Source organism: Novosphingobium humi, assembly GCF_028607105.1.
Lineage (GTDB): Bacteria > Pseudomonadota > Alphaproteobacteria > Sphingomonadales > Sphingomonadaceae > Novosphingobium > Novosphingobium humi.
Window position 1 is genome coordinate 2,079,082 of record NZ_CP117417.1, and the last position, 23,088, is coordinate 2,102,169.

At 64.4% G+C, this 23,088-nt stretch carries 17 protein-coding genes; 14 read left to right on the top strand and 3 right to left on the bottom strand.

Annotation, left to right across the window (positions count from 1 at the left end):
- Window positions 1–70 precede the first annotated feature (70 nt).
- The gene (locus PQ457_RS09740; RefSeq protein WP_273616684.1) at window positions 71–535 is read right to left on the bottom strand and encodes a MarR family winged helix-turn-helix transcriptional regulator; all 465 of its coding nucleotides are present in this window, start codon (window positions 533–535) and stop codon (window positions 71–73) included.
- Between the two features lie 162 nt (window positions 536–697).
- On the opposite strand from PQ457_RS09740, the gene PQ457_RS09745 reads away from it, so the two are divergent.
- From PQ457_RS09745 to PQ457_RS09800, 12 genes are all read left to right on the top strand, one after another.
- Window positions 698–1,219, top strand: a complete 522-nt coding sequence (locus PQ457_RS09745; RefSeq protein ID WP_273616685.1) for a TRAP transporter small permease — start codon at window positions 698–700, stop codon at window positions 1,217–1,219.
- On the top strand, window positions 1,216–2,520 hold the full coding sequence (locus tag PQ457_RS09750) for a TRAP transporter large permease (RefSeq protein ID WP_273616686.1): 1,305 nt from the start codon (window positions 1,216–1,218) through the stop codon (window positions 2,518–2,520). The genes PQ457_RS09745 and PQ457_RS09750 overlap by 4 nt, the downstream gene beginning before the upstream one ends.
- Before the next feature lie 4 nt (window positions 2,521–2,524).
- Window positions 2,525–3,577: a TRAP transporter substrate-binding protein gene (locus tag PQ457_RS09755; RefSeq protein ID WP_273616687.1), complete on the top strand. Its 1,053-nt coding sequence runs from the start codon at window positions 2,525–2,527 to the stop codon at window positions 3,575–3,577.
- On the top strand, window positions 3,570–4,808 hold the full coding sequence (locus tag PQ457_RS09760; protein WP_273616688.1) for a CaiB/BaiF CoA transferase family protein: 1,239 nt from the start codon (window positions 3,570–3,572) through the stop codon (window positions 4,806–4,808). Before PQ457_RS09755 ends, PQ457_RS09760 begins: the two co-directional genes overlap by 8 nt.
- Window positions 4,808–7,123 carry a 2-hydroxyacyl-CoA dehydratase family protein gene (locus PQ457_RS09765; protein ID WP_273616689.1) on the top strand — a complete coding sequence of 772 codons (2,316 nt, stop codon included), beginning with the start codon at window positions 4,808–4,810 and terminating at the stop codon, window positions 7,121–7,123. The genes PQ457_RS09760 and PQ457_RS09765 overlap by 1 nt, the downstream gene beginning before the upstream one ends.
- Window positions 7,120–8,295, top strand: a complete 1,176-nt coding sequence (locus PQ457_RS09770) for a CaiB/BaiF CoA transferase family protein (protein ID WP_273616690.1) — start codon at window positions 7,120–7,122, stop codon at window positions 8,293–8,295. Before PQ457_RS09765 ends, PQ457_RS09770 begins: the two co-directional genes overlap by 4 nt.
- The gene (locus PQ457_RS09775; protein ID WP_273616691.1) at window positions 8,292–9,485 is read left to right on the top strand and encodes a CaiB/BaiF CoA transferase family protein; all 1,194 of its coding nucleotides are present in this window, start codon (window positions 8,292–8,294) and stop codon (window positions 9,483–9,485) included. Before PQ457_RS09770 ends, PQ457_RS09775 begins: the two co-directional genes overlap by 4 nt.
- Entirely contained in the window at window positions 9,482–10,558 is a 1,077-nt protein-coding gene (locus PQ457_RS09780; RefSeq protein WP_273616692.1) for a CapA family protein, read from the top strand. The genes PQ457_RS09775 and PQ457_RS09780 overlap by 4 nt, the downstream gene beginning before the upstream one ends.
- 306 nt (window positions 10,559–10,864) lie before the next feature.
- Window positions 10,865–13,666 carry a TonB-dependent receptor gene (locus PQ457_RS09785; protein ID WP_273616693.1) on the top strand — a complete coding sequence of 934 codons (2,802 nt, stop codon included), beginning with the start codon at window positions 10,865–10,867 and terminating at the stop codon, window positions 13,664–13,666.
- Between the two features lie 17 nt (window positions 13,667–13,683).
- On the top strand, window positions 13,684–14,331 hold the full coding sequence (locus PQ457_RS09790) for a DUF6250 domain-containing protein (protein WP_273616694.1): 648 nt from the start codon (window positions 13,684–13,686) through the stop codon (window positions 14,329–14,331).
- Window positions 14,328–17,003, top strand: coding sequence for an exo-rhamnogalacturonan lyase family protein (locus PQ457_RS09795; protein ID WP_273616695.1), 2,676 nt, complete (start codon window positions 14,328–14,330; stop codon window positions 17,001–17,003). Before PQ457_RS09790 ends, PQ457_RS09795 begins: the two co-directional genes overlap by 4 nt.
- 38 nt (window positions 17,004–17,041) lie before the next feature.
- Window positions 17,042–18,118 carry an aldose epimerase family protein gene (locus PQ457_RS09800; protein WP_273619295.1) on the top strand — a complete coding sequence of 359 codons (1,077 nt, stop codon included), beginning with the start codon at window positions 17,042–17,044 and terminating at the stop codon, window positions 18,116–18,118.
- Here PQ457_RS09800 and PQ457_RS09805 read toward each other — a convergent pair.
- Together PQ457_RS09805 and PQ457_RS09810 are read right to left on the bottom strand one after the other, a co-directional pair.
- Window positions 18,094–19,296: an SGNH/GDSL hydrolase family protein gene (locus PQ457_RS09805; RefSeq protein ID WP_273616696.1), complete on the bottom strand. Its 1,203-nt coding sequence runs from the start codon at window positions 19,294–19,296 to the stop codon at window positions 18,094–18,096. The two genes, PQ457_RS09800 and PQ457_RS09805, sit on opposite strands and share 25 nt — an antisense overlap.
- A complete protein-coding gene (locus PQ457_RS09810) occupies window positions 19,293–20,603 on the bottom strand; it encodes an oligogalacturonate lyase family protein (RefSeq protein WP_273616697.1) in 1,311 nt (436 codons plus the stop codon). Before PQ457_RS09810 ends, PQ457_RS09805 begins: the two co-directional genes overlap by 4 nt.
- A 142-nt stretch (window positions 20,604–20,745) precedes the next feature.
- On the opposite strand from PQ457_RS09810, the gene PQ457_RS09815 reads away from it, so the two are divergent.
- Both PQ457_RS09815 and PQ457_RS09820 read left to right on the top strand, forming a co-directional pair.
- Window positions 20,746–22,230, top strand: a complete 1,485-nt coding sequence (locus PQ457_RS09815) for an MFS transporter (RefSeq protein WP_273616698.1) — start codon at window positions 20,746–20,748, stop codon at window positions 22,228–22,230.
- A complete protein-coding gene (locus tag PQ457_RS09820; protein ID WP_273616699.1) occupies window positions 22,227–23,033 on the top strand; it encodes a rhamnogalacturonan acetylesterase in 807 nt (268 codons plus the stop codon). Before PQ457_RS09815 ends, PQ457_RS09820 begins: the two co-directional genes overlap by 4 nt.
- Window positions 23,034–23,088: the final 55 nt, after the last annotated feature.

Sequence of the window (23,088 nt, forward strand, 5' to 3'; positions counted from 1 at the left end):
CGTAAATTAGTTGAATGAGTCAACTATATTTTTTTTGGATCAATTTTCCGCAACGCAGCATTGCCGCCCCTCACTCTTCGCGCACGCACACTGCATACATCCGGTCGAGCAATTCGCTGAGCAACATCAATTCTGCAGGAGAAAGCTGGTGCAGCACGGCATTCTCGGTGGTCGAGACAACCGCGAAGATTTCCTCCAGTTCACGCTCGCCCTCGGCGGTAATGTAAAGCGCGTGGCGCCGCCGATCCTGGGTCGAACGCTTGCGCGTGGCCCAGCCGCGACGCTCCAGATCATCGAGCAAACTGACCGTCACCGACTTGTCCATCGCAATTTCGCGGGAAAGCTCGGCCTGCGAGATCCCCGGATTGGCCGAGATCAGCGCCAGCGAGGAAAACAGGCCCGATCGCAGCCCCCGGTTGGCCGTGGCGTTGACGAAATCGCGCGAGAGCTGATTTTGCACCCGGCGCAGGCGAAAGCCGACATAATCGCCCAGCCGCCCCAGTTTCACGCCAGTTGCCGTCTCTGCCTTATTCATCCGCAAACCCGATCCCATTTAGTTGACATATTCAACGATTGAATTAATCTACCTTCTCGGTGACTCGGCCATTAGACGCCTGACACAGGGTGATGTCAACGCCGTGCGCCGCCGCAAAGATCCGGTCGTCCAAGCAAGCCGGCACCAAGGGAAGAGAGCAAGATGCCCCCACCACCGCCCCATGGCGTTCTCGATGGCGATGAAACCAGACCTTCCGTATTGCGCCGCCTTGCCTATGGGCTGGGCGCGGTCGGGCTGGGATTGGCCGCATTGTCCGATTTCATTGCCGTGGCGGGGCGCCATCTGGGGCTGCATCTGCTCGGCTCGATTGAACTGACGCAGACGGGCATCGTCTTTCTGGGCGCCGGGGCGATGCTTTACGCCACGCTTGAGCGCCATCATGCAAGCGTTCACATGGTCACATCCCGCCTTTCCGCCCCCACCGCCGCCCTGCTGCGCCGGATCATGTCGGTGGTTTCTGCGGCTGTGTTTCTGGGCGTGGCCATCGGCACGACATGGGTGATGGGCGACCTGTGGAACGGGTATGAGATGACCGAATTGCTGGAAATCCCGATCCGCTGGCTGCGCGCGCTGTGGCTGCTGGCCAGTTTCGCCATCGCCGCCCTGTTCCTGCGTCAGGCCTTCCAGAGCGACGCGCCCCGCAACGATGGGGGCGAGGCATGAGTCCCGAACTGATCGGCGGGATCGGCATTGCCTTGCTGCTGGCCATGCTGGCGGGGGGTATTCCTATCGGCATCGGGCTGATGCTGGCGGGTATTGGCGGCATGGCGGTGATGATTTCGCCCGAGGCCGCGCTCATCAAGGCGGGGGTCGTTTCCTATGAGGTGATCTCAAAATACGAACTGGGCGTTTTGCCGCTGTTTCTGCTGATGGCGCATATCTGTTTCGCCGCCGGGGCCAGCCGCGATTTCTTTGCCGTGGCGGCGCGCTTTGTCGGCCATCGGCGGGGCGGGCTGGCGCTGGCCTCGATCGGGGGATGCGCGGGGTTTGGTGCGATTTCCGGCTCGTCGCTGGCGACGGTCGCCACGATTTCCTCGGTTGCCCTGCCCGAAATGCGCAAGGCGGGGTATAATCCCGGCTTTGCCGCAGGCGCTTTGGCCGCCGGGGGCACGCTGGGTTCGCTGGTCCCGCCCTCGGGCGCACTGATCGTGTTTGGCATCATCGCCGAACAATCCATCGGCAAACTCTTCGCCGCCTCGCTGATCCCGGTGGCGACGCAGGCGATCTCCTATCTCATCACCATCATTATCCTGTGCACCATCAACCCCGCCCTTGGTCCGGCCAGCACGCGCGCCACATGGGGGCAGCGCCTGCGCGCGATGGGCAAGATCGCCGATATCGTAACGATGATCACCTTTGTCATCGGCGGGCTGATGATCGGTTGGTTCACGCCGACCGAGGCCGCTTCGGTGGGCGTTGTCGCCTCGCTGGGCCTGCTGGCGCTGCGCGGGGGCTTTACGCTTGCCGCGCTGAAACAGGCCGCCCATGCCACCTTGCGCACGGCGGGGATGATCTATGTCATCATCATCGGGGCGATGCTGTTCGCCACCTTTATCTCGATCACCGGCATAACCGAGGCGATGTCGGGCGCGGTGATCGGCCTGCATGCCAGCCCGGTTCTGGCGATCATCGTGATGACGCTGGTGCTGCTCCTGCTGGGCAGTTTCCTTGATGGCGTGGCGTTGATGCTGCTCACCACGCCGATCTTTCTGCCCATTGCCGAGCATCTGGGCTACAGCCCGATCTGGTTTGGCATCTTCCTCGTCCGCACGATGGAGCTGGGCTTTGTCCATCCGCCGCTGGGTCTCAACATCTATGTGTTGCAAGGCGTGGCCAAGGATCTCTCGCTGGGCACGATTTTCCGGGGGGTGATCCCCTTCCTCGTTGCCGATTTTCTGCATCTGGGCGCGATCATTGCCTTTCCGGCGATGGCGCTCTGGCTGCCCAAGATGATGGGGGCCTGAACCCATGCGCAAGTCTCTTACTCTCGCTATCGCCGCGATGCTGGCGGGCTGCTCCGCCCAATCTCCCGCCCCCGGCCCCAAAGCCGAATATACGCTGACCTATGCCAGCCCCTATCCTCCGACTCACCCCTTCAGCCGCGCCGACATTGCGTGGATGGCGCAGGTGGAAAAAGACAGCGGCGGGCGCATCGCCTTCAAGCCCTATTGGTCGGGTGCGCTGATTTCGTCCGACATGAGCATCACCGAAATCCGCCATGGTCTTGCCGACATCGGCCTGATCACGCCGATCTACACGCGCGGCGGGGTCCATCTGCAGCGCACGCAGGCGGGCTTTTACGGCGGCGTCAAAACCATGGAGGATCAGGTCAGCATCTATGACTGTCTGGCCGCGCGTTTCCCGCAATTGTCGAATGAATTGCCGGGCCTGCATGTGCTGGCGGTTCAAGGCGGCAATTTCCCCGGAATCATGACGCGCAACCGCCCGGTGCGCACATTGGCAGACCTCAAGGGCCTGCGCCTGCGCGCGCAAACCGACAGCATCGACGTGCTGCGCGCGCTGGGCGCCGATCCGGTGAACATGCCGATGGCCGAGGTCTATTCCGCGCTGGCCAAGGGGGTGATCGACGGCGTGGTGGCGCCCGCCGACACGATCAAGAGCCTGCACTTCTCCGAGGTCGCGCATTATTTCACCACGCTGCGCCTCAGCCGGGGCGGCTATCCGGCCCGCGCCATGTCCGACATCGCCTGGCGCCGCCTGCCGCCGGATCTGCAAAATGTGCTCAATGCCGCCAAGCCCAAGTGGGAGGCGCAATTGAACGCCAACAACGCCAAGGCGGAAAAGGCCGGCATCGCCTTTGCCAAGGACCATGGGGTGATGATCATCCCCCTGCCCGCCGCCGACCAGACCCGTTTCGATGCGCTGTATAACCGCTTTGCCCTTGATCAGGCCCGCCGCCTTTCGGCCGTTGGCATCGATGGAGAACCGGTGTTCCGCGCCGCCCAAGCCCTCATTGCCAGCGGCCAGACCCGCTGCACCAAGGATATGCCCCATGACTGACCAGACCCGCCCTCTCGAAGGGCTGACCGTTCTTGATCTCACCCGCGCGTTGGCGGGGCCTTATGCCACGCTGCTGCTGGCCGGATTGGGCGCCAAGGTCATCAAGATCGAGGAACCGCAAGGTGGCGACCTTGCCCGCGAAAACAGCCCCTATCTGGGCCGCGAAGGCATCATGGTCGAGCGAGCGCATGAGGATGACATTTCCTTGTCTCACCTCACGCGGGCGCGGGGCAAATATGGCGTCTCGCTCAACCTGAAACACCCGGATGGCAAGAAACTGTTCATGGAACTGGTGGCCAAGGCCGATATCGTGGTGGAGAATTTCACCGCGGGCACCGCCGACCGGCTGGGCGTGGGCTATGAAGCCTGCGCGCAGGTCAACCCGCGCATCGTCTTCGCCTCGCTTTCCGGCTTTGGCGCGAATGACCGTTCGGGCAAGGCGATGGACGTCATCATCCAGGCATTGTCGGGCGCAATGTTCACCAGCGGCGAGCCGGGCCATCCGCCCGTGCGCATCGGCATTCCGATTGCCGATATGCTGGCCCCGGTGTTCACCGTGATCGGCATCCTTGCCGCCATCGAACAGCGCCACCGCACCGGGGTCGGCCAACATGTGGATGTCTCGATGCTGGGGGCGCTGACATCTTTTGTGGCGATTGAAAACTGGTCCGCCATGGCCGCGGCGGGCATGCCCGCGCGCACAGGCCTGACGGTTCAGCGCCTTTCGCCCTTTGGCGTGTTTGAATGCGCCGATGGCTATGTGGCCGTGGTCGCGGTGCATGAACCCCTTGCCCGCGGCCTGTTCGACGCCATGGGCCAGCGCGAGCTTGGCGATGACCCGCGCTTTGCCAACCGCGACGCGCGCGTGGCCAATGCCGAGGTGCTGGAAGCCACGATCAATGCGTGGAGCCGCCAGTTGCCCATGGCGCAGGTCTGCCGCCTGCTGGAGGAGCGCGGCGTACCCGTTGCCCCGGTGCGCCATCCCGAAGACGCTCTGGTCGACCCGCGCGTAGTCGAGCGCCACGAAACCATGGCGGTCGAACATCCCACCTATGGCTCGAATGTCGATCTGCGCACGGCGGGCATCCCGATCCAGTTCTCCGCCGCCAGCACCGGTTTCGACGATGCGCTGCCGGTCTATATCGGCCAGCACAATGAGGATGTTTATGCGCAATATCTGGGCCTCTCGCCCGACGATGTGGCGCGGCTGAAGGCTCAGGGCGTGATCTGATGCTGGATTTTTTCCATCAGGCCTACGCCGATCCATCCGGCGCAGCCGCCCGCGCGCCGATCATCCGCACGCTGGGCTTCGATGCGCCGCGCTCCGCGCTGCTGGGCGCGGGCCTTCAGCCGGTGCGTCTGGTCGCGCCGCGCCTTTCGGCAACGCCCCGCGCCGATGCCGTGATGGGCCATGCGGCCATGGGCCATCGCGGCAAATGCCTGCTGGAAGTGTTGCTGTCATGGGATGACACGCCGCTGCTGATCACCGCGGCCGATGGCGAACAGCCGCAGATCTTCGCCGCCCTGCGCGAGTTGGGGCGGCAGGGCGAGGCCGTGCCACAACACATGCATTTCCTCGATCTGCTCCATCTGCCGCGCGCTGCGTCTATGGCCTATAATGAGGCCCGCATGGCGCAGATGGCCGATTGGCTGGCGAGGCTGGAGCGCGCGGAGCCTCTTGCCGATGCGCAGGCCCTGCTCGCCCATCAGGCCCATCTGCTCGACGCGCTGGGCGAGGCGCGGCGGAGGGGCAAGATCAGCGGCAGTGATGCGCTGGCGGTGATCGGTGCCTCGGCCATATTGCACCCCGCCGACTATAACCCCGCGCTCGAAGAATTGCTGGTGGATCTTGTCGCCGCGCCCGAAATTCCGGGACGCCGCCTGTTCATCACCGGCACCCCGCATGAGGGCCTTGAACTCTATCAGGCCATTGAGGCCGAAGGCTGGCTCATCGTGGGCGAGGATCACGCATGGGGCCAGAGTTTTGCCCATGCCCCCTGCCCGCCGCGTATCGACATGGCGGGCGGGCGGCGGATCGCCTCGGCGGCCACGGCCTGCGGGGCGGATGCCGTGCTTCATCTCTCCATCGGCGGCGATGAAGCCGCGCCATGGCAAGAGGCCGCGATCCGCCGTGCCCTGCCCGATATGGCCTTTACCGCGCTGCGCTGTGATGCCTTGCCCGACGGGCCTTTCTTGACGCGCCTGCGTGGAGAGGCCGAACCGCCCCGAGCAACCAAACCGCCGCGCGCCGCGCCGCGCAAGGGCGACAAGCGCAGCCGCAAATCTCTGGAATCCGTCGCCAATTTCAACGCCTATCAGCGCGAATGGTTTGCCGATCTGCGCGCCAAAGTCGCCGCGGGCAGCCCCTTTGCCATGGTGAACGCGAATGCCCCGCAGGAAATCCTGCGCGCGATGGACATACCCTTTGTGGTCAACCAGTGGTGGGCCTCGATCGTGGCCGCCAAACAGCAATCGCGCCGTTACCAATCGCTTTTGCGCGACCATCACTATCCCGCCAATGTCGAGGCCTATTCCGCGCAAGGCATTGCCGCCGCCTTTGATGATGACGCCGAAAACGCGCCATGGGGCGGATTGCCCCGGCCCGATTTCGTCCATGCCGTCGCCACCAGCGAGCCGACCGCGCGCATCTTTGCCGAATGGGCGCAGGTGACGGGCGCCGCGCCCTTCGTTTATGAAAAGAGCAATGATCCGCGCATGGATCTTTACGGCGACTGGTGGGCGCGCCTGCCCGTCGATTGGGAAAATGCGCTCGAACCCGAACGCATCGACCTGATGACGGCGGAACTGCGCGAGGTGATCGCCACCATCGAGGCCAAGACCGGCCGCCGCTTTGACGAAGCCCGCTTTCGCGCCGTGATGGATCTGGTCAACGAGCAGGAGGATTATTACCGCAAGACCCGCGATCTGATCGCGCGGACAGTGCCCGCCCCGATCGGCATTGTCGATTCCATGCCCGCCACGATGGTGCCGCAATGGCATCGCGGAACGCCATGGGCGCGCGATGCGGCGCGGGCCTTTTATGAAGAGGTCAAGGCGCGGGTCGATGCCGGATTGGCCGCCTGCGAAGGCGAGAGGGTCCGCCTGATGTGGGTGGGCCGGGGTCTGTGGAGCGAGATGGGCTTCTACCAGAAATGGGAGGAAAGCCATGGCGCGGTGTTCGTATGGTCAATGTATCTGGCGCTGGCCGCCGATGGCTATATCCGCGATATTGCGGGCAAGGATGCTCTGCGCGCGCTGGCCTCGCGCTGCATCACGATGGGCGATGAGCTGCGGATGCCGACATGGGCCGGGCCGTGGTATGTGCACGAGGCCCAGACCCACACGATCGACGGCGTGGTGGCGCTGTCGGATGCCGATCCCTTTGTGGTGCGGGCCCTGCGCGCGGCGGGTTATCCGGTGCTGGAGCTGACCGCCGACAATTTCAACCGCGAAGGCGAGGATGGCGCGGCGATCGAGGCGGCGATCACCGCATTTATCGAGGGCGAGGCAGGCCAAAGGGCGGCAGCGCGGGCGACAGGGCGATGACCGCGCTCACCGGCCTCAAGGTGGTCGATTTCAGCCGCTTCCTGCCGGCCGCCTATGCCTCATGGGTGGCCGCCGACATGGGCGCGGATGTGGTGCGGATCGAGCACCCGCGCGAACTGGCCAAGGCCGAGGCGATTTTCGGCAAGGATGAGGATGAGACCGCCGCGCTGCGCCGCCGCGCCCGCCCCTCCTATACGCGGGGCAAGCGCAGCCTGAAGATCAACCCCGGCCATGAGGCAGCCCGGCCCGTGCTGGAGAAACTGATCGCGCGGGCCGATGTGCTGATCGAGGATTACCGCCCCGGCGTGATGGAGGGCATGGGCTATGGCGCGGGGCGGATGCTCGCGCTCAATCCTCAGCTTGTCTATCTCTCGGTCAGCTTTGCCGGGCAGAGCGGGCCGCTGGCAGGGCGCGCGGGGCATGATCCGCTGGCGCTGGCGCTGGCCGGAGCCTTGTCGCGCCTTAATGGCCTACCCACGCCTTCGCTGCCCGGTTTGCAGGTCGCCGATGTGCTGACCGGCGCGCAGGGGACGATTGCCATGCTGCTGGCCCTTGCCGCGCGCGAGCGCAGCGGGCGGGGCCAGCATGTGGATGTGGCGATGGCGGACGCGTGCCTGCCGCTGCTGGCGGTGTCCATGGGGCGTCATGACGATCCCGACGCCGCGCCGCCGCCGGGCCAGTGGCATCCTAAAGGCGGGGTCTGGGAATGCGCCGATGGGCAATTCCTCTGCACCACGGATATGGAGCCTGCCTATTGGCGGCGCTTTTGTGAGGCCATCGGACGGCCCGATTTCGCCGCCATGCAGCACCGCGTCGAGCAGCATCCGATGATGCAGGCGCAAATCGCCGCGATCATGCGAACCCGCCCGCGCGACGAATGGGCCGCGCTTTTGGAGCAATCCGATACGCAGGCCATGCCGGTCTATTCCATGGTCGAGGCGTTGGCCCACCCCCACCACCGCGCGCGCGGGCGGATCATCGAGGTGCCGGTGCCGGGGCAGGAACCGGTGACGCAATTGAGCCTGCCCTTTGGCCTATCCGAAACGCGCAGCGTGCCGCCTCGCCCTGCGGGACACGCCGGGGCCGACAATCAGGCGATCCTGACCGAGCTGGGCTTTGACCCGGCCGGAATCGCCGCCAGCGGGGCGCTCGATGCAGGAGAGAGACAATGATGCCGCTATCGGGTGTGCGCGTGCTGGATTTCACCCATGCCATTGCCGGGCCGACCGCCACGATGACGTTGGCGCAATTGGGGGCCGAGGTCATCAAAATCGAGCCGCCGAAAAAGGGCGACGATTTCCGCCACTATACCGAACATGCCGGTTTGCCGGGCATGTCGGTCCCCTTTGCCGCGGTCAATGCGGGCAAGCGCAGTCTGGCGCTGAACCTGAAAGACCCGCGCGGGGTGAGAATCGCGCGCGATCTGGCCGCACGGGCCGATGTGGTGGCGGAAAATTTCCGCCCCGGCGTGATGGCCCGCCTTGGGCTGGGCTATGAGGATCTGTCGGCGCTCAACCCGCGCCTGATCTGGCTCTCGCTTTCGGGCTTTGGGCAAAGCGGCGATTTGCAGGATCGCGGCGCCTATGACCATATCGCGCAGGCCACATCGGGCATGGCGATGATGAATGCCACCGCCGATGGGCCGCTGAAGATCGGCATTCCGGTGGTGGACAGTTTCACCGGATACCTTGGCGCGATGGGCGTACTGGCGGCGCTGCGGCGGCGCGATCTGACCGGCGCGGGTGAGAGGCTGGATGTGGCGATGCTGGATGCGGCGCTCAAGATCATGGGCGCTGCGGCCTCGGTCTGGGACTATACCGGGACCTCGCCCAAGGGCACCGGCAATCGCGGGTTTCGGCTGGTGGCGACGGCGGAATATTATGCCTGCGGCGATGGCTGGATTGCTCTTGGCGCCAATCACCAGCATCAGATCGAGGCGCTGTTCGCCGCATTGGGCGCGGGTGAGATGATCCAAGATCCGCGCTTTGCCACGCATGGCGCGCGGGTGGAAAATTACGCCGCGCTCAAAGGCTGGCTGACGCAGGAAATGTTGAAATACAGCGCGCAGGAACTGGAGGACCGTTTGACGCAGGCGAACGTCCCCGCCGCGCGGATCGGCGAGATCGGCGACATTTTGAGCCACCCCCATATGGCGCAGCGCGGGCTGATTTCGCACGCGCAATTGCCGGGGCATGATCGGCCGCTGGCGGTGCTGGGTCTGGGTATGGGGCCGGATTTTTGCGCAAGCGGCGATGCGGGCGCCGTGCCGGTGCTGGGCGCGGATGGCGACGATGTGCTGGGCGAAATGGGGATGGATGCGGCGGCGATTGCGGCCCTGCGCGATGAAGGGGTGATCGGATGAGCACAACGCGCATTCTGCTGCTGGGCGATCTCATCCTTGATGTGCCCGAGCCTGACCACTGGCTGTCAGGCATCGCGCCGATCCTGCGCGGGGGCGATGTGGTGATCGGGCATCTCGAGGTGCCCTATACGACCTGTCAGGAGGAGGTGCCCGGCGATGTGCCTGCGCCCGGCGCGGACCCGGCCCATCTGGACGCGCTGGCCCGCGCCGGGATCACGGCGGTCAGCATGGCGGGCAATCATATGATGGATTGCGGCCCGGTGGGTCTGGCCGAAACGATGGCGGGGCTGGATCGCAACGGGATCGCCCATGCCGGGGCGGGCGTGGATCTGGCGGCGGCGCGGGCGCCGGTGTTTCTGAGCGCCGGCACACGGCGGATCGCGCTGCTCAGCTATAATTGCGTGGGGCCGGAATTGAGCTGGGCGGGCGAAGGCAGGCCCGGCTGCGCCTATGTCCGCATCACACCGCAGGATGGCGGCCCCTGCCGCCCGCAGGCCGAACTGGTCCATATCGACCCGGCATCGCAGGCCGCAATGGAGGCCGACATTGCCCGCGCGCGGGCGGCATCCGATCTGGTCATTGTCGCTCTGCATAAAGGCATCACGCATAGGCCCGCCGATCTGGCGCCCTATGAGCGCCCTCTGGCGGCGGCGGCGGTGGCAGCAGGCGCCGGGGTGGTGGTGGGCCACCATGCCCATATCGCGCGCGGGATCGAGGTTATTGATGGCGCGCCTGTGTTTCATGGACTGGGCAATGGCTGTGTCGTCACTCATGCGCTTTCGCCCGCGCAGGACCATCCGGCCCGCGCCGAGTGGGTGGAGCGGCGCAAGAAGCTGTTCGGTTTCGAACCCGACCCGGCCTACCCCCTCGCCCCCTTTCATCCCGAGGCGGTGAACGGCATGATCGGCGAAATCCTCTGGCACGAAGATGGCAGGCTGGATTTCGGCGTTATCCCGATTTGGTTCGAGCCGCCGGGGCGGCCGGTTCCGGCGGGCGAACGGGCGCAATCGGTGCTGGACTATATTCAGGCCATCGGGCGCAAGGCCGGATTGCCTCCCGCCGACTGGCGGTAAATCCCAAGACATCCTCATCACACAGCCCGGCAGGCGTCTGCCGGGTTCTTTTGTTTTGGGCAAACAGGCGAATCCCGCCCCATGAAATTTCATAAATTGGGATGATCCGCCACATAAAGCGCGAATAATGATGCCGAGAACAGGCATACGCGCGGGTATTTATCGTTTGATTTCAGAAATCACCGCCCCACCATCAATATTTCGCCTTCATGCTTGCAAAGCGACGGCCTTGGCGATAGGTTCATAATGCGCTCGATAAGTTCATATTGAGCAACATGAAAATGATAACAGGGAAGGTTGTCCACCATGGCTTCAAAGGCTCACCTTTGGCGATGCTCCTGCGCGTCCGCCGCGCTGATTGTCGCGCTTGTCGCCCCCGCTCTGGCCCATGCGCAAAGCGCCCCCGCCACCAACGCCGACATCATCGTCAGCGGCATCCGCCAGAGCCTTGCCAATGCGCTCAACACCAAGCGCAATTCCGATCAGGTGGTCGATGCGATTTCGGCCGAGGACGTGGGCAAGTTCCCGGACAAGAACGTGGGCGAAGCCTTGCAGCGCATCACCGGGGTCCAAATCAGCCGCGCGGGCGGCGAGGGTTCGGCGGTTTCCATTCGCGGCGTGGATCCGGGGCTGATCCGCGTTGAAATCAACGGGCAATCCACCCTTTCCACCGCCGCAGGCCCGGCCGCCGGGTCGGCCACCAATCCGGCGGTCGAATTCCGCGACATCCCGGCCGAATTCATCAGCCGCCTCGAAGTCGTCAAATCGGCCACCGCCGACATGACCGAAGGCGGTCTGGGCGGCACGGTGCGCATCATCACCCGCCGCCCGTTCGACACCAAAAAGGACTATCTGGCCGGATCGGTTCAGGGGGTTTACGGAACGCTGGGCGACCGGCTCGACCCCAAATTCGCGCTGATCGGCAGCCATCTTTTCGCCCATGACACGCTGGGCGTGCTGCTCTCGGCCACCTATGAAAAGCGCAGCCTGTGGTACGATCAGGCCAAGACGACGGGCTGGCGCCAGATCCGCAAGGTGGGCGCCACGGCCGCGCAATGCAGCCAGACCGCGCAGAGCGGCTGCGTTGATCTGAACAATGACGGCACCGGCGATTTCTATCCCGACATTCCGCGCTATGCGATGTATCGCGAACGCACCGAACGCTATGCGATGAACGGCATTGTCGAATGGCGCCCGTCCGACAATTTCCGCCTGTTCTTTGACAACACCTATACGCGCGGCCAGCAGACGCTGAACTCGCAGCTTATGCAGATCAACACGTTTTCGGCCCTGACCTCGGCTCTGTCGCTCAGCAATGACACCAGTGTCAACGCAGGCAACGCGGCCAGTTACGTGCAATTCCAGCAAACCCCGGTGGCCAATCCGAACAGCACAAATGCGCTGGGCGTGTCCTATCGCAACATCAACGGCACGATCGACCGCCAGACCTATACCGGCACACTGGGCAGCGAATGGCATGTGTCGCCCAAACTGACCCTGCGCGCACGCGGCGGCTATTCCTGGGCGCGAGCCTTCAACGATGAAATCGACGTGGTGGGCACGCAATATGGCCTGACCTCGGTAACGGTGGATTTCCGCAATCCGGTCGGCGCCCCCAACATCAGCCTGTCGACCGACCCCACCAGTCCGGCGGGCATCAACAATCTGCAGATCCAGCACAAGCCGCGCCAGAACGTCCAGACCGAACGCAATTTCCAGTTCGACGGCGATTATGACGTGGGCGGCTTCCTGAAACAGATCAAATTCGGCGTCCAGCGCCGCGTGACCGATCTCAACTCGATCTATCACGACGGCACCGTCACCTATGAAGGCTATACCGCAACGCCGGGCGTGGGCGACATCAAGACCCGCACATGGGTCACGGGCACGGCGGTCGATGCCGTCACCTCGACCGGCACCAATGCCGCGATCCTTTCGCAGATCCAGTCCTATGTGAAATATGCCGATCTTGGCGATCACAATTTCTTTTCGACCGGCAATATCGGCTCGACCAATATCCAGCGCTGGCTGAACATGAACATGGCCATCGCCAATGCGGCGGGCATCCCGACCACCTATACCACCAGCAACTGGTCGCCGGGCGACACCTATGATGTGAAGCAGAAGAACTGGGCCGGTTATGTCTCGACCAAATGGGGCTTTACCCCGTTTGACCGCAATCTGGCCGTGGTGGTGGGCGCACGCGTGATCCGCATGGAGACCATCGCCTCGGGCTATAACATCAACACCAGCGCGGGCACTTTCGCCCCGGTGTCCTTTACCGGCAATCACACCTATGTGCTGCCCAGCGCCAATCTGCGCTATGAACTGGTGCCCAACAAGCTGATCCTGCGCGCCACGGCCACGTCGGTTGCCGCCGCGCCCGATCTGGCCAAGATCGCGCCCTCCATGTCGCTCAACACGATTGCCCAGACCGGATCGCGCGGCAATCCAAACTTAAGCCCCTATACCGCCCAGCAATATGACCTTGGGCTGGAATGGTATATCTCGCGGGTGAATTATCTGTCGGCCACTTTCTGGCGCAAGGACATTCAGGGCTTTCCCTATAAGCGCGCCACGACCGAAACCTATAATGGCACCGATTTCACCATCTCGACCTATTACAACAGCGCCGCCCCGGTTCAAATCAACGGGTTTGAGGCGGGCCTCGTCTATGGCTTCGATTTCCTGCCCGGCCCGTTCAAGAACATGGGGCTTCAGGCCAATTACACCTATGCCAAGGATCGCGGCTTTACCACGGCGGGCTATTACAGCGGTCAGGCACTGGGCTTCCCCGGCCTGTCGCGCCACAGCTATAACCTGTCCGCCTTCTATGACGATGGCCGTCTGAACGCGCGCATCTCGTACAACTGGCGTTCGCGCTATAATATCGGGCCGGAGCGTGACAATCTCAACGCCTTTGGCCGCCCCTATGGCCAATGGGATTCCTCGATCAGCTATCGCATCGGCGATCATTTCACCGCCTTTGTCGATCTGGTGAACATCACCAATGCCCAGCGCATCGAGGATGAGGAAAGCGCCTATCGCGTTTCCACCGTCGAAACCTATGGCCGCCGGGTCTATTTCGGCGTCCGGGCCAAGATGTGATCCTGGGCAAGCGGCGCGTGAGATCTCCTCTCCTGCTCTGCGTTGTCTTTTGCCTGTCGAGCGGGGCGACTTTTGCCCGCCCCGCCGATTGGCGCCCCGATGACTGGCGCACCGAGGCCGAGGCCCCCGCCCACGTCAGTTTTGCCCATGGCACGATCGAGATCGACACGCCGCGCGGGCTGACGCTCTGGTATCGCCACCGTCTCTCCGGCCCCGTCCGCATCAGTTTCGACGCCATGGCCATTGCCCACGGCGGCCCCAATGACACGGTCAGCGACCTCAACGCCTTCTGGATGGCGCGCGAGGCCAATGGCGATGACCCCGCCCCCCGCTCCGGCCGGTTCGAGGATTATGACAGCCTGCAAACCTATTACGTGGGGATTGGCGGCAATCGCAACACCTCCACCCGCCTGCGCCGCTATATCGCAACGCCGGGTGTGCGCCCGCTGCGCCCCGAACATGACCGGAGCGATGCGCTGTTAAGGCCCAATCGCTGGACCCATATCACCCTGATCTCGGACGCGCGCAACATTGCGGTGGACCGCGACGGCGCGCGCCTTTTCATCCTTTCCGACCCTGCCCCCTATTCCTCCGGCTGGTTTGGCCTGCGCACCACATGGAGCCACTGGGCCTTCCGCCATATCCGCATAAAGGCCCAACGATGACGACCCGCCGCGATGCCCTCAAACTGGCCAGCCTGATCCCCGCCGCCGCGTTGGCCGCGCGTATCGGCCATGCCGCGCCCGCGCCATCGCCCGCCCCGGCGCATTGGCTGGAGGGGCGCCCTGCCATGGATCTGGGCCACAGTTTCGGCGTGGCATGGCCGCGCGGCGCGGTGTCGCGTCGATCGGGCTTTGCCGTGGCGGCGGGCGGCGCGGCCCTCCCGGCGCAAAGCTGGCCCACCGCCTTCTGGCCCGACGGCTCGGTCAAATGGAGCGCCCATGCCCTGCCCGCCAGCATCGGCGATGCCGTGCCCGATGGCATTACCGTGGCCCCCGGCGCGCCCGGCCCCGGCCCCGCCGACCCGATCCGGGTCGAGCAGACCGCCGATGGCCTGCGCCTCATCTGCGCCGGGGTGACATGGGATTTTGCCAAATCGGGCGACGCCCTGATCCGCAGCGCCAGCATCGGCGGGCGGGCGGTGATGGGGCCGGTCTCGCTGGTAGGCCAGATGGGCGGAGCCTTTGCCGCCACGGTCACGCGCCTGACCCTTCAGCAAAACGGCCTGGTGCGCGCGGTCATCAAGGTCGAGGGTGTCCACCGTCAGGGGCAGGAGGCCACCCTGCCCTTCACCTTGCGCTTCTACGCCTATGCAGGGGCGCGGCATCTGCGGATCGTTCACAGCTTCATCTATGATGGCGATCCGGCGCGCGATGCGATTGCCGCGCTTGGGGTTTCGGTGGCCGTGCCGATGCGCGATGCGCCCCACGACCGCCATATCCGTTTGGCCAGCGATGGGCCTTTGTTTGCCGAGGCGGTGCGCCCGCTGACCGGCCTGCGCCGCGATCCGGGCGCGGCCTTCCGCCATGCCCAGATCGAGGGCCGCGCCACGCCGCCCATCGCGCAAATGGCCGCAGCGGTGCGCGACAAATTGCAGTATATCCCCACATGGTCCGACTTCTGGCTGGAACAGCCCAACGCCGACGGCTTTCGCATCGAAAAGCGCACGCAGGCCGATATGGCGTGGGTGGCGTCCGCATCCGGGCATCGCGCGCCGGGTTTGGCCTATGTGGGCGGCCCCGGCGGCGGCGCGGCCATTGCCCAGCGCTGGTTCTGGCAGACCTGCCCCAGCGCCCTGTCGGTGCGCGATGCGGCCTCTGATACCGCGCATCTGACGGCATGGCTGTGGAGCCCGCGCGCCGAACCGATGGATCTGCGCCCATGGCGCGGCGTCAACGGAATGGAGTCCTATGACGCGCAAAACGCCGGTCTTGACATCACTTATGAGGATTACGAACCCGGCTGGGGCAGCGCGACCGGCATTGCCAAGACGCATGAACTCACCCTCTGGGCCTGCGAGGCAACGCCCGAAAATGCCGCCATCGAGGTCATGGCCGCCGCAAATGGCGCATCCCCCCGCCTGATGGCCGCGCCCGACCATCTGAACAAGGCGGGCGTGTTTGGTGATTGGTCCCTGCCCGACCGTTCCAGCCGCAACCGCGCGATTGTCGAGGATCAGCTCGAACGCCTCGTCGATTTCTATGCGGGCGAAGTGGACCGGCGCGGCTGGTACGGCTTCTGGAACCATGGCGACATCATGCACACCTATGACGCCGACCGGCACCAGTGGCGCTATGACATTGGCGGCTTTGCCTGGGACAACAGCGAACTCTCGCCCGACCTGTGGCTGTGGTATCAGGCGCTGCGCACCGGGGCGGCACAACCCTTCCGTCTGGCCGAGGCGATGACGCGCCACACCAGCGAGGTGGACACCTATCACATGGGCCGTTTCAAGGGGCTGGGCACGCGCCACGGGGTGCAGCATTGGGGCGACAGTTCGAAACAGCCGCGCGTCTCCAATGCCATCTATCGCCGGATCTATTTCTATCTGACCGCCGATGACCGGGTGGGCGATCTCATCGCCGATCTGGTGGACAGCGACCGCACGCTGGACCATGTCGAGATCGGGCGCAAGGTGCCGGGCGCCAAACCCTATGCCGGGCCAAAGGGCACATTCGACATGGGTTTTGGCCCCAGTTGGACGGCGGTGGTGGGCGCATGGCTGACCCAGTGGGAGCGCACCGGCGACACCCAGTGGCGCGACCGGATCGCGGCGGGAATGCAGAGTATCGGCGCGATGAAATATGGCTGGCTGGTGGGCGGCGCGCCCTATGACCCGGCCACGCATCGGTTCCTTGGCAAAGGCGACACGATCGGCATCAGCCATCTCTCCTCCGTCTTCGGCGCGACCGAGATCAATGCCGAGATCATCAGCCTGATCGACATTCCCGCCTATACGCTGGCATGGGTCACGTTCTGCCAATGGTACAATGCGCCCAAGCCCGATTTCCTCGCCAAATTCGGCCCGCCCTTTGGCGCGCGCAATTTGCGAGAGGCCTATTCGCGCATGACCGCCTATGCGGCGCGGGCGCGCCATGACCGGGGCTTGATGAAGCGCGCGGTGGAGGAATTCTTCTCGGGCGACGAGGGTCTCGGCACATGGGATCATGATCCGCGCGTGCATCTGGGCAATCAGGTCGAATGGCCCCGCCTGTCCACCAATGCCGCCGCGCAATGGGGGCTGGCCGCGATCCAGATGTTGGCGCTGGCCGGACCGGAGATCGACGCCGCCCATATCCCCGCCCATCGCAACAGCCCGCAGGAACCACGCCATTGAGGACCGCGCTGGCTCTGCTGCTCACGGCCTCGCCCGCGATGGCGGCAACCGCGCGGGTGGAGGATGGCGGCGCGCTGGCCGATGGGCGGCATGTGGCGGCCATCGTGCTGCGCAACGGCCCGGTGTCGGCGCGGATATTGGCCTATGGCGCCACGCTGCAAAGCCTGATCGCGCCCGATGCCCATGGCCGCCGCGCCGATATTGTCCTGGGCCATGACACGGCGGCCGACTATGAGGCGCATCAGGATTATCTGGGCGCCACCGTGGGCCGCTATGCCAACCGGATCGCCGGAGCGCAATTCGCGCTGGATGGCGTGACCTATCATCTGCGGCGCAATGGCGCGGGGCCAAATTCTGTGCATGGCGGCGGGCAAGGTTTCGACCGGCAGGTGTTCGACGTGGCCGAGGTGCATGGCGGGCGGGACGCGATGGTCCGCCTGACCCACACCAGCCCCGATGGCGACAGCGGCTATCCGGGGAAGTTGCGGGTTTCCGTCACCTATCGGCTGGATGTCAAAGGCGCGCTGACCATCCGTTTTGAGGCGGAAACGACCAGGCCCACCATCGTCAACATCACCAACCACGCGCTCTTCAACCTGTCGGGCGAAGGCGCAGAGCGGGCGGCGACCATGGCGCGACTGATGATCCCGGCGGGGCGCATGGTGCCGGTGGCGCGGGGCAATCTGCCCACGGGCGAATTACGCGATGTGGGCGGGACGGCGTTTGATTTCCGGCGCGGGCGCATGATCGAATCCGTGATCCGCGATGGCCGTGATCCGCAAATCGTGCAGGCGCGAGGGTTTGATCACAGTTTCATGCTGGATGCGGGGCTGACCGCCCGCCCGCATCTGGCCGCGCGGATGGAGGATCGCGCCTCAGGCCGCTGGCTGGAAATGTGGACCACCCAGCCATCGGTCCAGATCTATACCGGCAATTATTTCGACGGGGCCAAACCGGGCAAGGCCGGGCATCTCTATCGCATGGGCGACGGGCTGGCGCTGGAGCCGGGATTGCCGCCCGATACCCCGCATTTCCCGCAATTCGGGTCGGCCCGCGTCGATCCGGCCCGACCCTATGTGCATGTGATGGTTTATCGGGTGGGCGTCTTGCGCTGACCCAGCAAGGATAGCGGCACGGCATCGGCCATCGCGGCAAAACCCTTGTCATTGGGATGCAGATGGTCGCCGGAATCATAGGCCGGGTTCATCACCAAGGGGTCAGCCTTGTCGCGCATCACCGCGTCCAGATCGACCACGCCATCGCTCTGCTTCTGCTCGCGGATCCATGTGTTGATCTTCTGACGCTGCGTCTCGCCCCATTCGGACCAATAGCCCGCGCCTTTATAGGGTAGGATCGTGGCGAGGATGATCTTGACGCCGTGATCATGGGCGCGGATCACCATCTGGCGATAGGCATTGATAAGCGCCTCGGTGTCGAAACTCTCATGCCGCTTTTCGCGCCATGCCGCGCCAATGTCATTCACGCCCTCCAGCACGATGACATGGCTGGCGCCCGGAATGGCCAGCACATCGCGGTCAAACCGGGCCAGCGCATTCAGCCCCGCCCCGTCGGCCAGCATCCGGTTGCCCGAAATGCCGACATTGGCCACGCCCACCGTCATCCTCGCCTTTTGCAGGCGCGCGGCAAATTGATCGGGCCAGCGCAGGTCGGAATCGACCGTGGCGCGCACCCCGTCGGTGATCGAATCGCCAAAGGTGACAATGGTGCGCAAGGGCGCCTTGGCCGCAACATCGACGCCCGACACCACAAAGCGCCGCTCAACCGTGGCGGCTTCGGCCAATTCAGGCTTTTCCACCTGATCGCCCGGCGCCAGTTGGGTTTTGGCAGCAGCGAAGGAATGGAACGCGCCCAGCGTCTGGCCCGGCGCGACATGGAAGGATACCGCAATCCGCGCCAGAGGTTTGACCGGCATGCGCAGCCAGTCGCTGATCATCGGGGCATGGGCCGGGATGGTCACGCCGGGCCGCCCGCCAAAGCTGATGCTGCGGGTGGAACCGGGGATCACCGCGCCACGCGCATCGACCAGCGCCACGGCAAAGCGGTCGATGGTCAAGGCGCTCGCGCTGTCCTGATTGTCCAGCACCAGCCGCAGCCGGTCCCCACCCGCCGACAGGCGCAGGAACTGGCGCACCGTGGCATCCGCAATCGAGGGCGGCGCATTGGGCGCGTCCGCCGCCGGGGCGGCCTGCATTGCCACGCCCCAGCTTCGCGCCACGCCCGCATGGGCCGAAGCGCTGGTCAGCAAGGCGGCGAGCAGCAAAACACCCCTCACTTGGCGGTTTCCACCGCATAGGTGTGAGTGGTTCCTTCGAAATTTGCGCGGAAAATGATCCATTTGCCATCCGGGGTAAAGGTCATGTTGGGTTCGGTCTTGTAATTGTTGGCGCGCATATCGACCAGCTTTTCCTGATCGAAGGTGCCCGGCACAATCAGCTTGTCGGCGTCGGCGGTCGGGATTTCGGCATCATCGGGGATCATGCGCGGGGTGAAGAGATAGAGATATTTGCCGTCGGGCGCACGGGCCACCATCTCGCTGTCTCCGCCATCGCCGGTGAAGTATTTGAGATCGGGCGACTGGTTGTAATGCACCGACCACTGGTTGCGCTCCAGATGATACCAGGTCCGTTTGCCGGTCCGCACATTATAGCCCGCCAGCCAGAACACTTGGCCCCGAGGCGTTTGCAGATCGTACCAGATCGTCTCGCCATCGGGTGAAAAGAACTCATGGCCCGCGATCTCATTGTTCATGGTGCGCGTGTGGACCAGCTTCTTGCCCGTGCCATCGGTGCGGATGGTCCAGATGCGGTCCACCTCGTGCCACGGCCCTTCGTGGCAATACATGATAAGGCCGGGGTCCTTGGGCGAGAATTGCACATGATTGAGCCAATCGTTGCTGGCCACAATGGTCTTGCGCTCGCCGGTGACGAGGTTCTGGGTAAAGACCTCCATCGGGAAACCGGCCTTCAACCGGCGGTGCAGCGAGCGGGTTTTCGCATCGGCATAGGTGTAGGGCGTGCCGTCGGGGCGGTTTTCGGCATAGGTGTTGCCGCCCACCACCGCATTGCTGCCCTGTTCCGCGCGGATCAGCGTGCCATCGGGGTTCACCCGCGCAGGGGGCAGCGTGTATTGGCCCAGCAGCAGCGTTTCATCGGCATTGATCGAGCCGATCGAGCCGCCCGCCACATCGGCCACCTTGCGCGCCTTGCCGGTGTCCACATCCACCGCATAGACCTGAAACGGCCCGCCCGCATCGTCGCGCGCACGGGTGGCGTAATAGGCGTTGCGGCTGATATGGCCGGTGAAAAGAAGGTTGAGATGGGGTCCGGGCACCAACAATTTGATCGACCAGTCCGAGAGCGTCACCACGCTGATCCCGTCGGGGGTCTTGATGACCATCTTGTCGCCCTTGGGGGTAAAGGCGCTTTGCGTGAAATAGAGATTGGAGGTTCCGCCCTGAGTGCTGATGCGCACAATGCGGTGGCCGGTGGCCGGGTCGATCCATTCTTTCGCAGGTTTGGCGATGGCGGGGGCGGCGCAAGCCGTGGCCGCCAGCAGGCCGATCAAAAGGCGGAAACGCATCCGAAAATCTCCCATGAATCGGTGCGGCCCTATGATTGCCGCTTGTCGATGCCGTTTTACATAGTATAAACGAAGTCCACAATATGAATAATTACGCCGCATGGTGAAACGCCAATCGGCCCCAAGGGAAAAGGAAGGCGTGATGGCGCAACCGGCGGCAAGACCGGTCCGATTGGTCAATTACCTGGCCTATGGCGCGAATGACGTGCTGGGCGCGGGGTCAATGGCGGTGATCTCGGCGTGGGTGCTGATTTTCTACACCAAATTTTGCGGATTGTCCGCCGGACAGGCCGCGCTGATCTTTGCCGTGGCGCGTATTCTGGACGCCTTTGTATCGCCCACCATCGGCCATATTTCCGACCATTTCGACCGGCACGCGCTGGGGCGACGGTTCGGGCGGCGGCGCTTCTTTGTGCTGGCAGCGATCCCCCTCCTGCCGACTTTCGCGCTGATGTGGCTGCCGGGCCAGACTTTCTGGTATTACCTTGTTTCCTACGTGCTGTTCGAACTGACCTATGCGCTGGAGATCATCCCCTATGAAACGCTGGCCGCCGAAATGGCCAGCGACTTTGCCACCAAGGCCAAATTTGCCGGGGTGCGCATTCTGTTTGCGCAAGGGTCGGCGATTCTGGCCGGTTTCCTGCCGCTCTGGCTGATCAACTGGCTGGGGCGCGACAGTGCGAACACGTTCCTCATCATGGGGGCGATCTTTGCCGCGCTGTTCATGGCGACGGCGGGCTTCCTCTATGCCTTCAGTTGGGAGCGTCAACGCCCCACGCCGCCCAAGCCCGCCGCCGGATCCCCGCTGCTGCATCTGTGGCGCAATCTGTCGTCCACCTTGCGCATTCGGGCGTTCCGGCTGCATCTGGGCATGTATCTGGGCGGATATATCTCGCAGGACATTTTCAACGCGGCTTTCACCTTCTTCGTGATCTTCGCGCTGGCCGGATCGACGCAGGCGGCCTCCGCCCTGCTGGGGACGATGTATATTGTGCAGTTGGGCGCGGTGATGCTGGCCATCCGCATGGCGCTGCGCTCCAGCCCGGCGCTGGCCTATCGCATGGCGGCGGCGTGTTTCGCGCTGGGCGTGGCGGCGCTGCTCGGCCTGTGGTGGACGGGTCTGCCGGCGGCCTCGGGCTGGATCTGGATAGGCATGGGATTGGTGGGCCTCGGACGCGGGGCGCTCAATTACATTCCATGGGCGACGTACAATTACATGGCCGATGTGGACGAGATCGTCACCGGTCGTCGCCGCGAAGGCTCCTTTGCGGGCGTGATGACTTTTATCCGCAAGGCAACACAGGCCGCCGCCGTGGCGCTGGTGGGCCTGTTGATGGATGCGGGCGGTTTCGTGCCCAAGGCGGACGTACAGAGCCATGGCGCGGTGCTGACGCTGGTGCTGGTGATGGGCATCGGCACATGGGCGATGCTGGGCTTTGGTATCGCCGTCTCGCGCCGCTTCCGTCTCAGCCGCGCCACGCATGACGTGCTGATGGGCGAGATCGAACATCTGCGCGGCGGCGGGCGCGAACCGACCAGCGCCCACGCGCGCGATGTGGTGCAGGACCTGACAGGCTGGGAATACGCCCGCCTGTGGGGCAACAATCCGGTGGGAGGAAAATTGTGAAGCATTTCTTGCTGCTGGCTGCGGCCAGCCTGTCGGTGGCGGCCACGCCTGCGCCCAAATCCGCGCCCAAACCCGAACCGGCGCGCATCCTGATCGCGGGCGATTCCACGGTTCAGACCTATGCCGCCGAACGCTATCCCCAAGGCGGCTGGGGCCAATTCCTCGCCTGCGGCCTGTCCCCCGATGCGGTGGTGATCAACCGCGCCATCGGCGGGCGGTCAACCAAGAGCTTTATCAACGAGGGCCGATGGGACCGGATGATGGGCGAGATCCGCCCCGGCGACACAGTACTGATCCAGTTCGGCCATAATGACGCCACCAAGGCCAAGCCCGAACGCTATGCCGATCCGGCGATGTATCGCGACAATCTGCTGCGCTTCATCTGGGAAACGCGGGGCCATGGGGCCTTCCCGGTGCTGGTGACGCCGGTGGCGCGGCGATCCTTTGACGCGGCGGGCAAGGCGCGGGCCGATTTTGCCGAATATTCCGCCGTGATGCGCGAACTGGCCGCCACCACCGCCACGCCCCTGATCGACCTGGAGGGTGCCTCGCGCAACCTGCTCGACCGGATGGGGGCGGACAAGGCGGTGGTCTATTACATGAACCTGACGCCCGGCGCCTATACCGCCTTTGCCGCGGGCCTCAAGGATGACACGCATTTTACCGAGCTGGGCGCGCGGACCATGGCCGATCTGGTGGCCGAACAATTGTCGGGCCTCTCGGTGCCCGCCGCCAAGGCGGTGCTGGCGCAGCGGCCCGATCTGGAGCGGACGACGCCATTGGGCAAATACGCCTGTCATTGATGGGCAAACGAAAAAAGGGCGGCGGACCAGCCAAGGTCCGCCGCCCCTTTTTTGC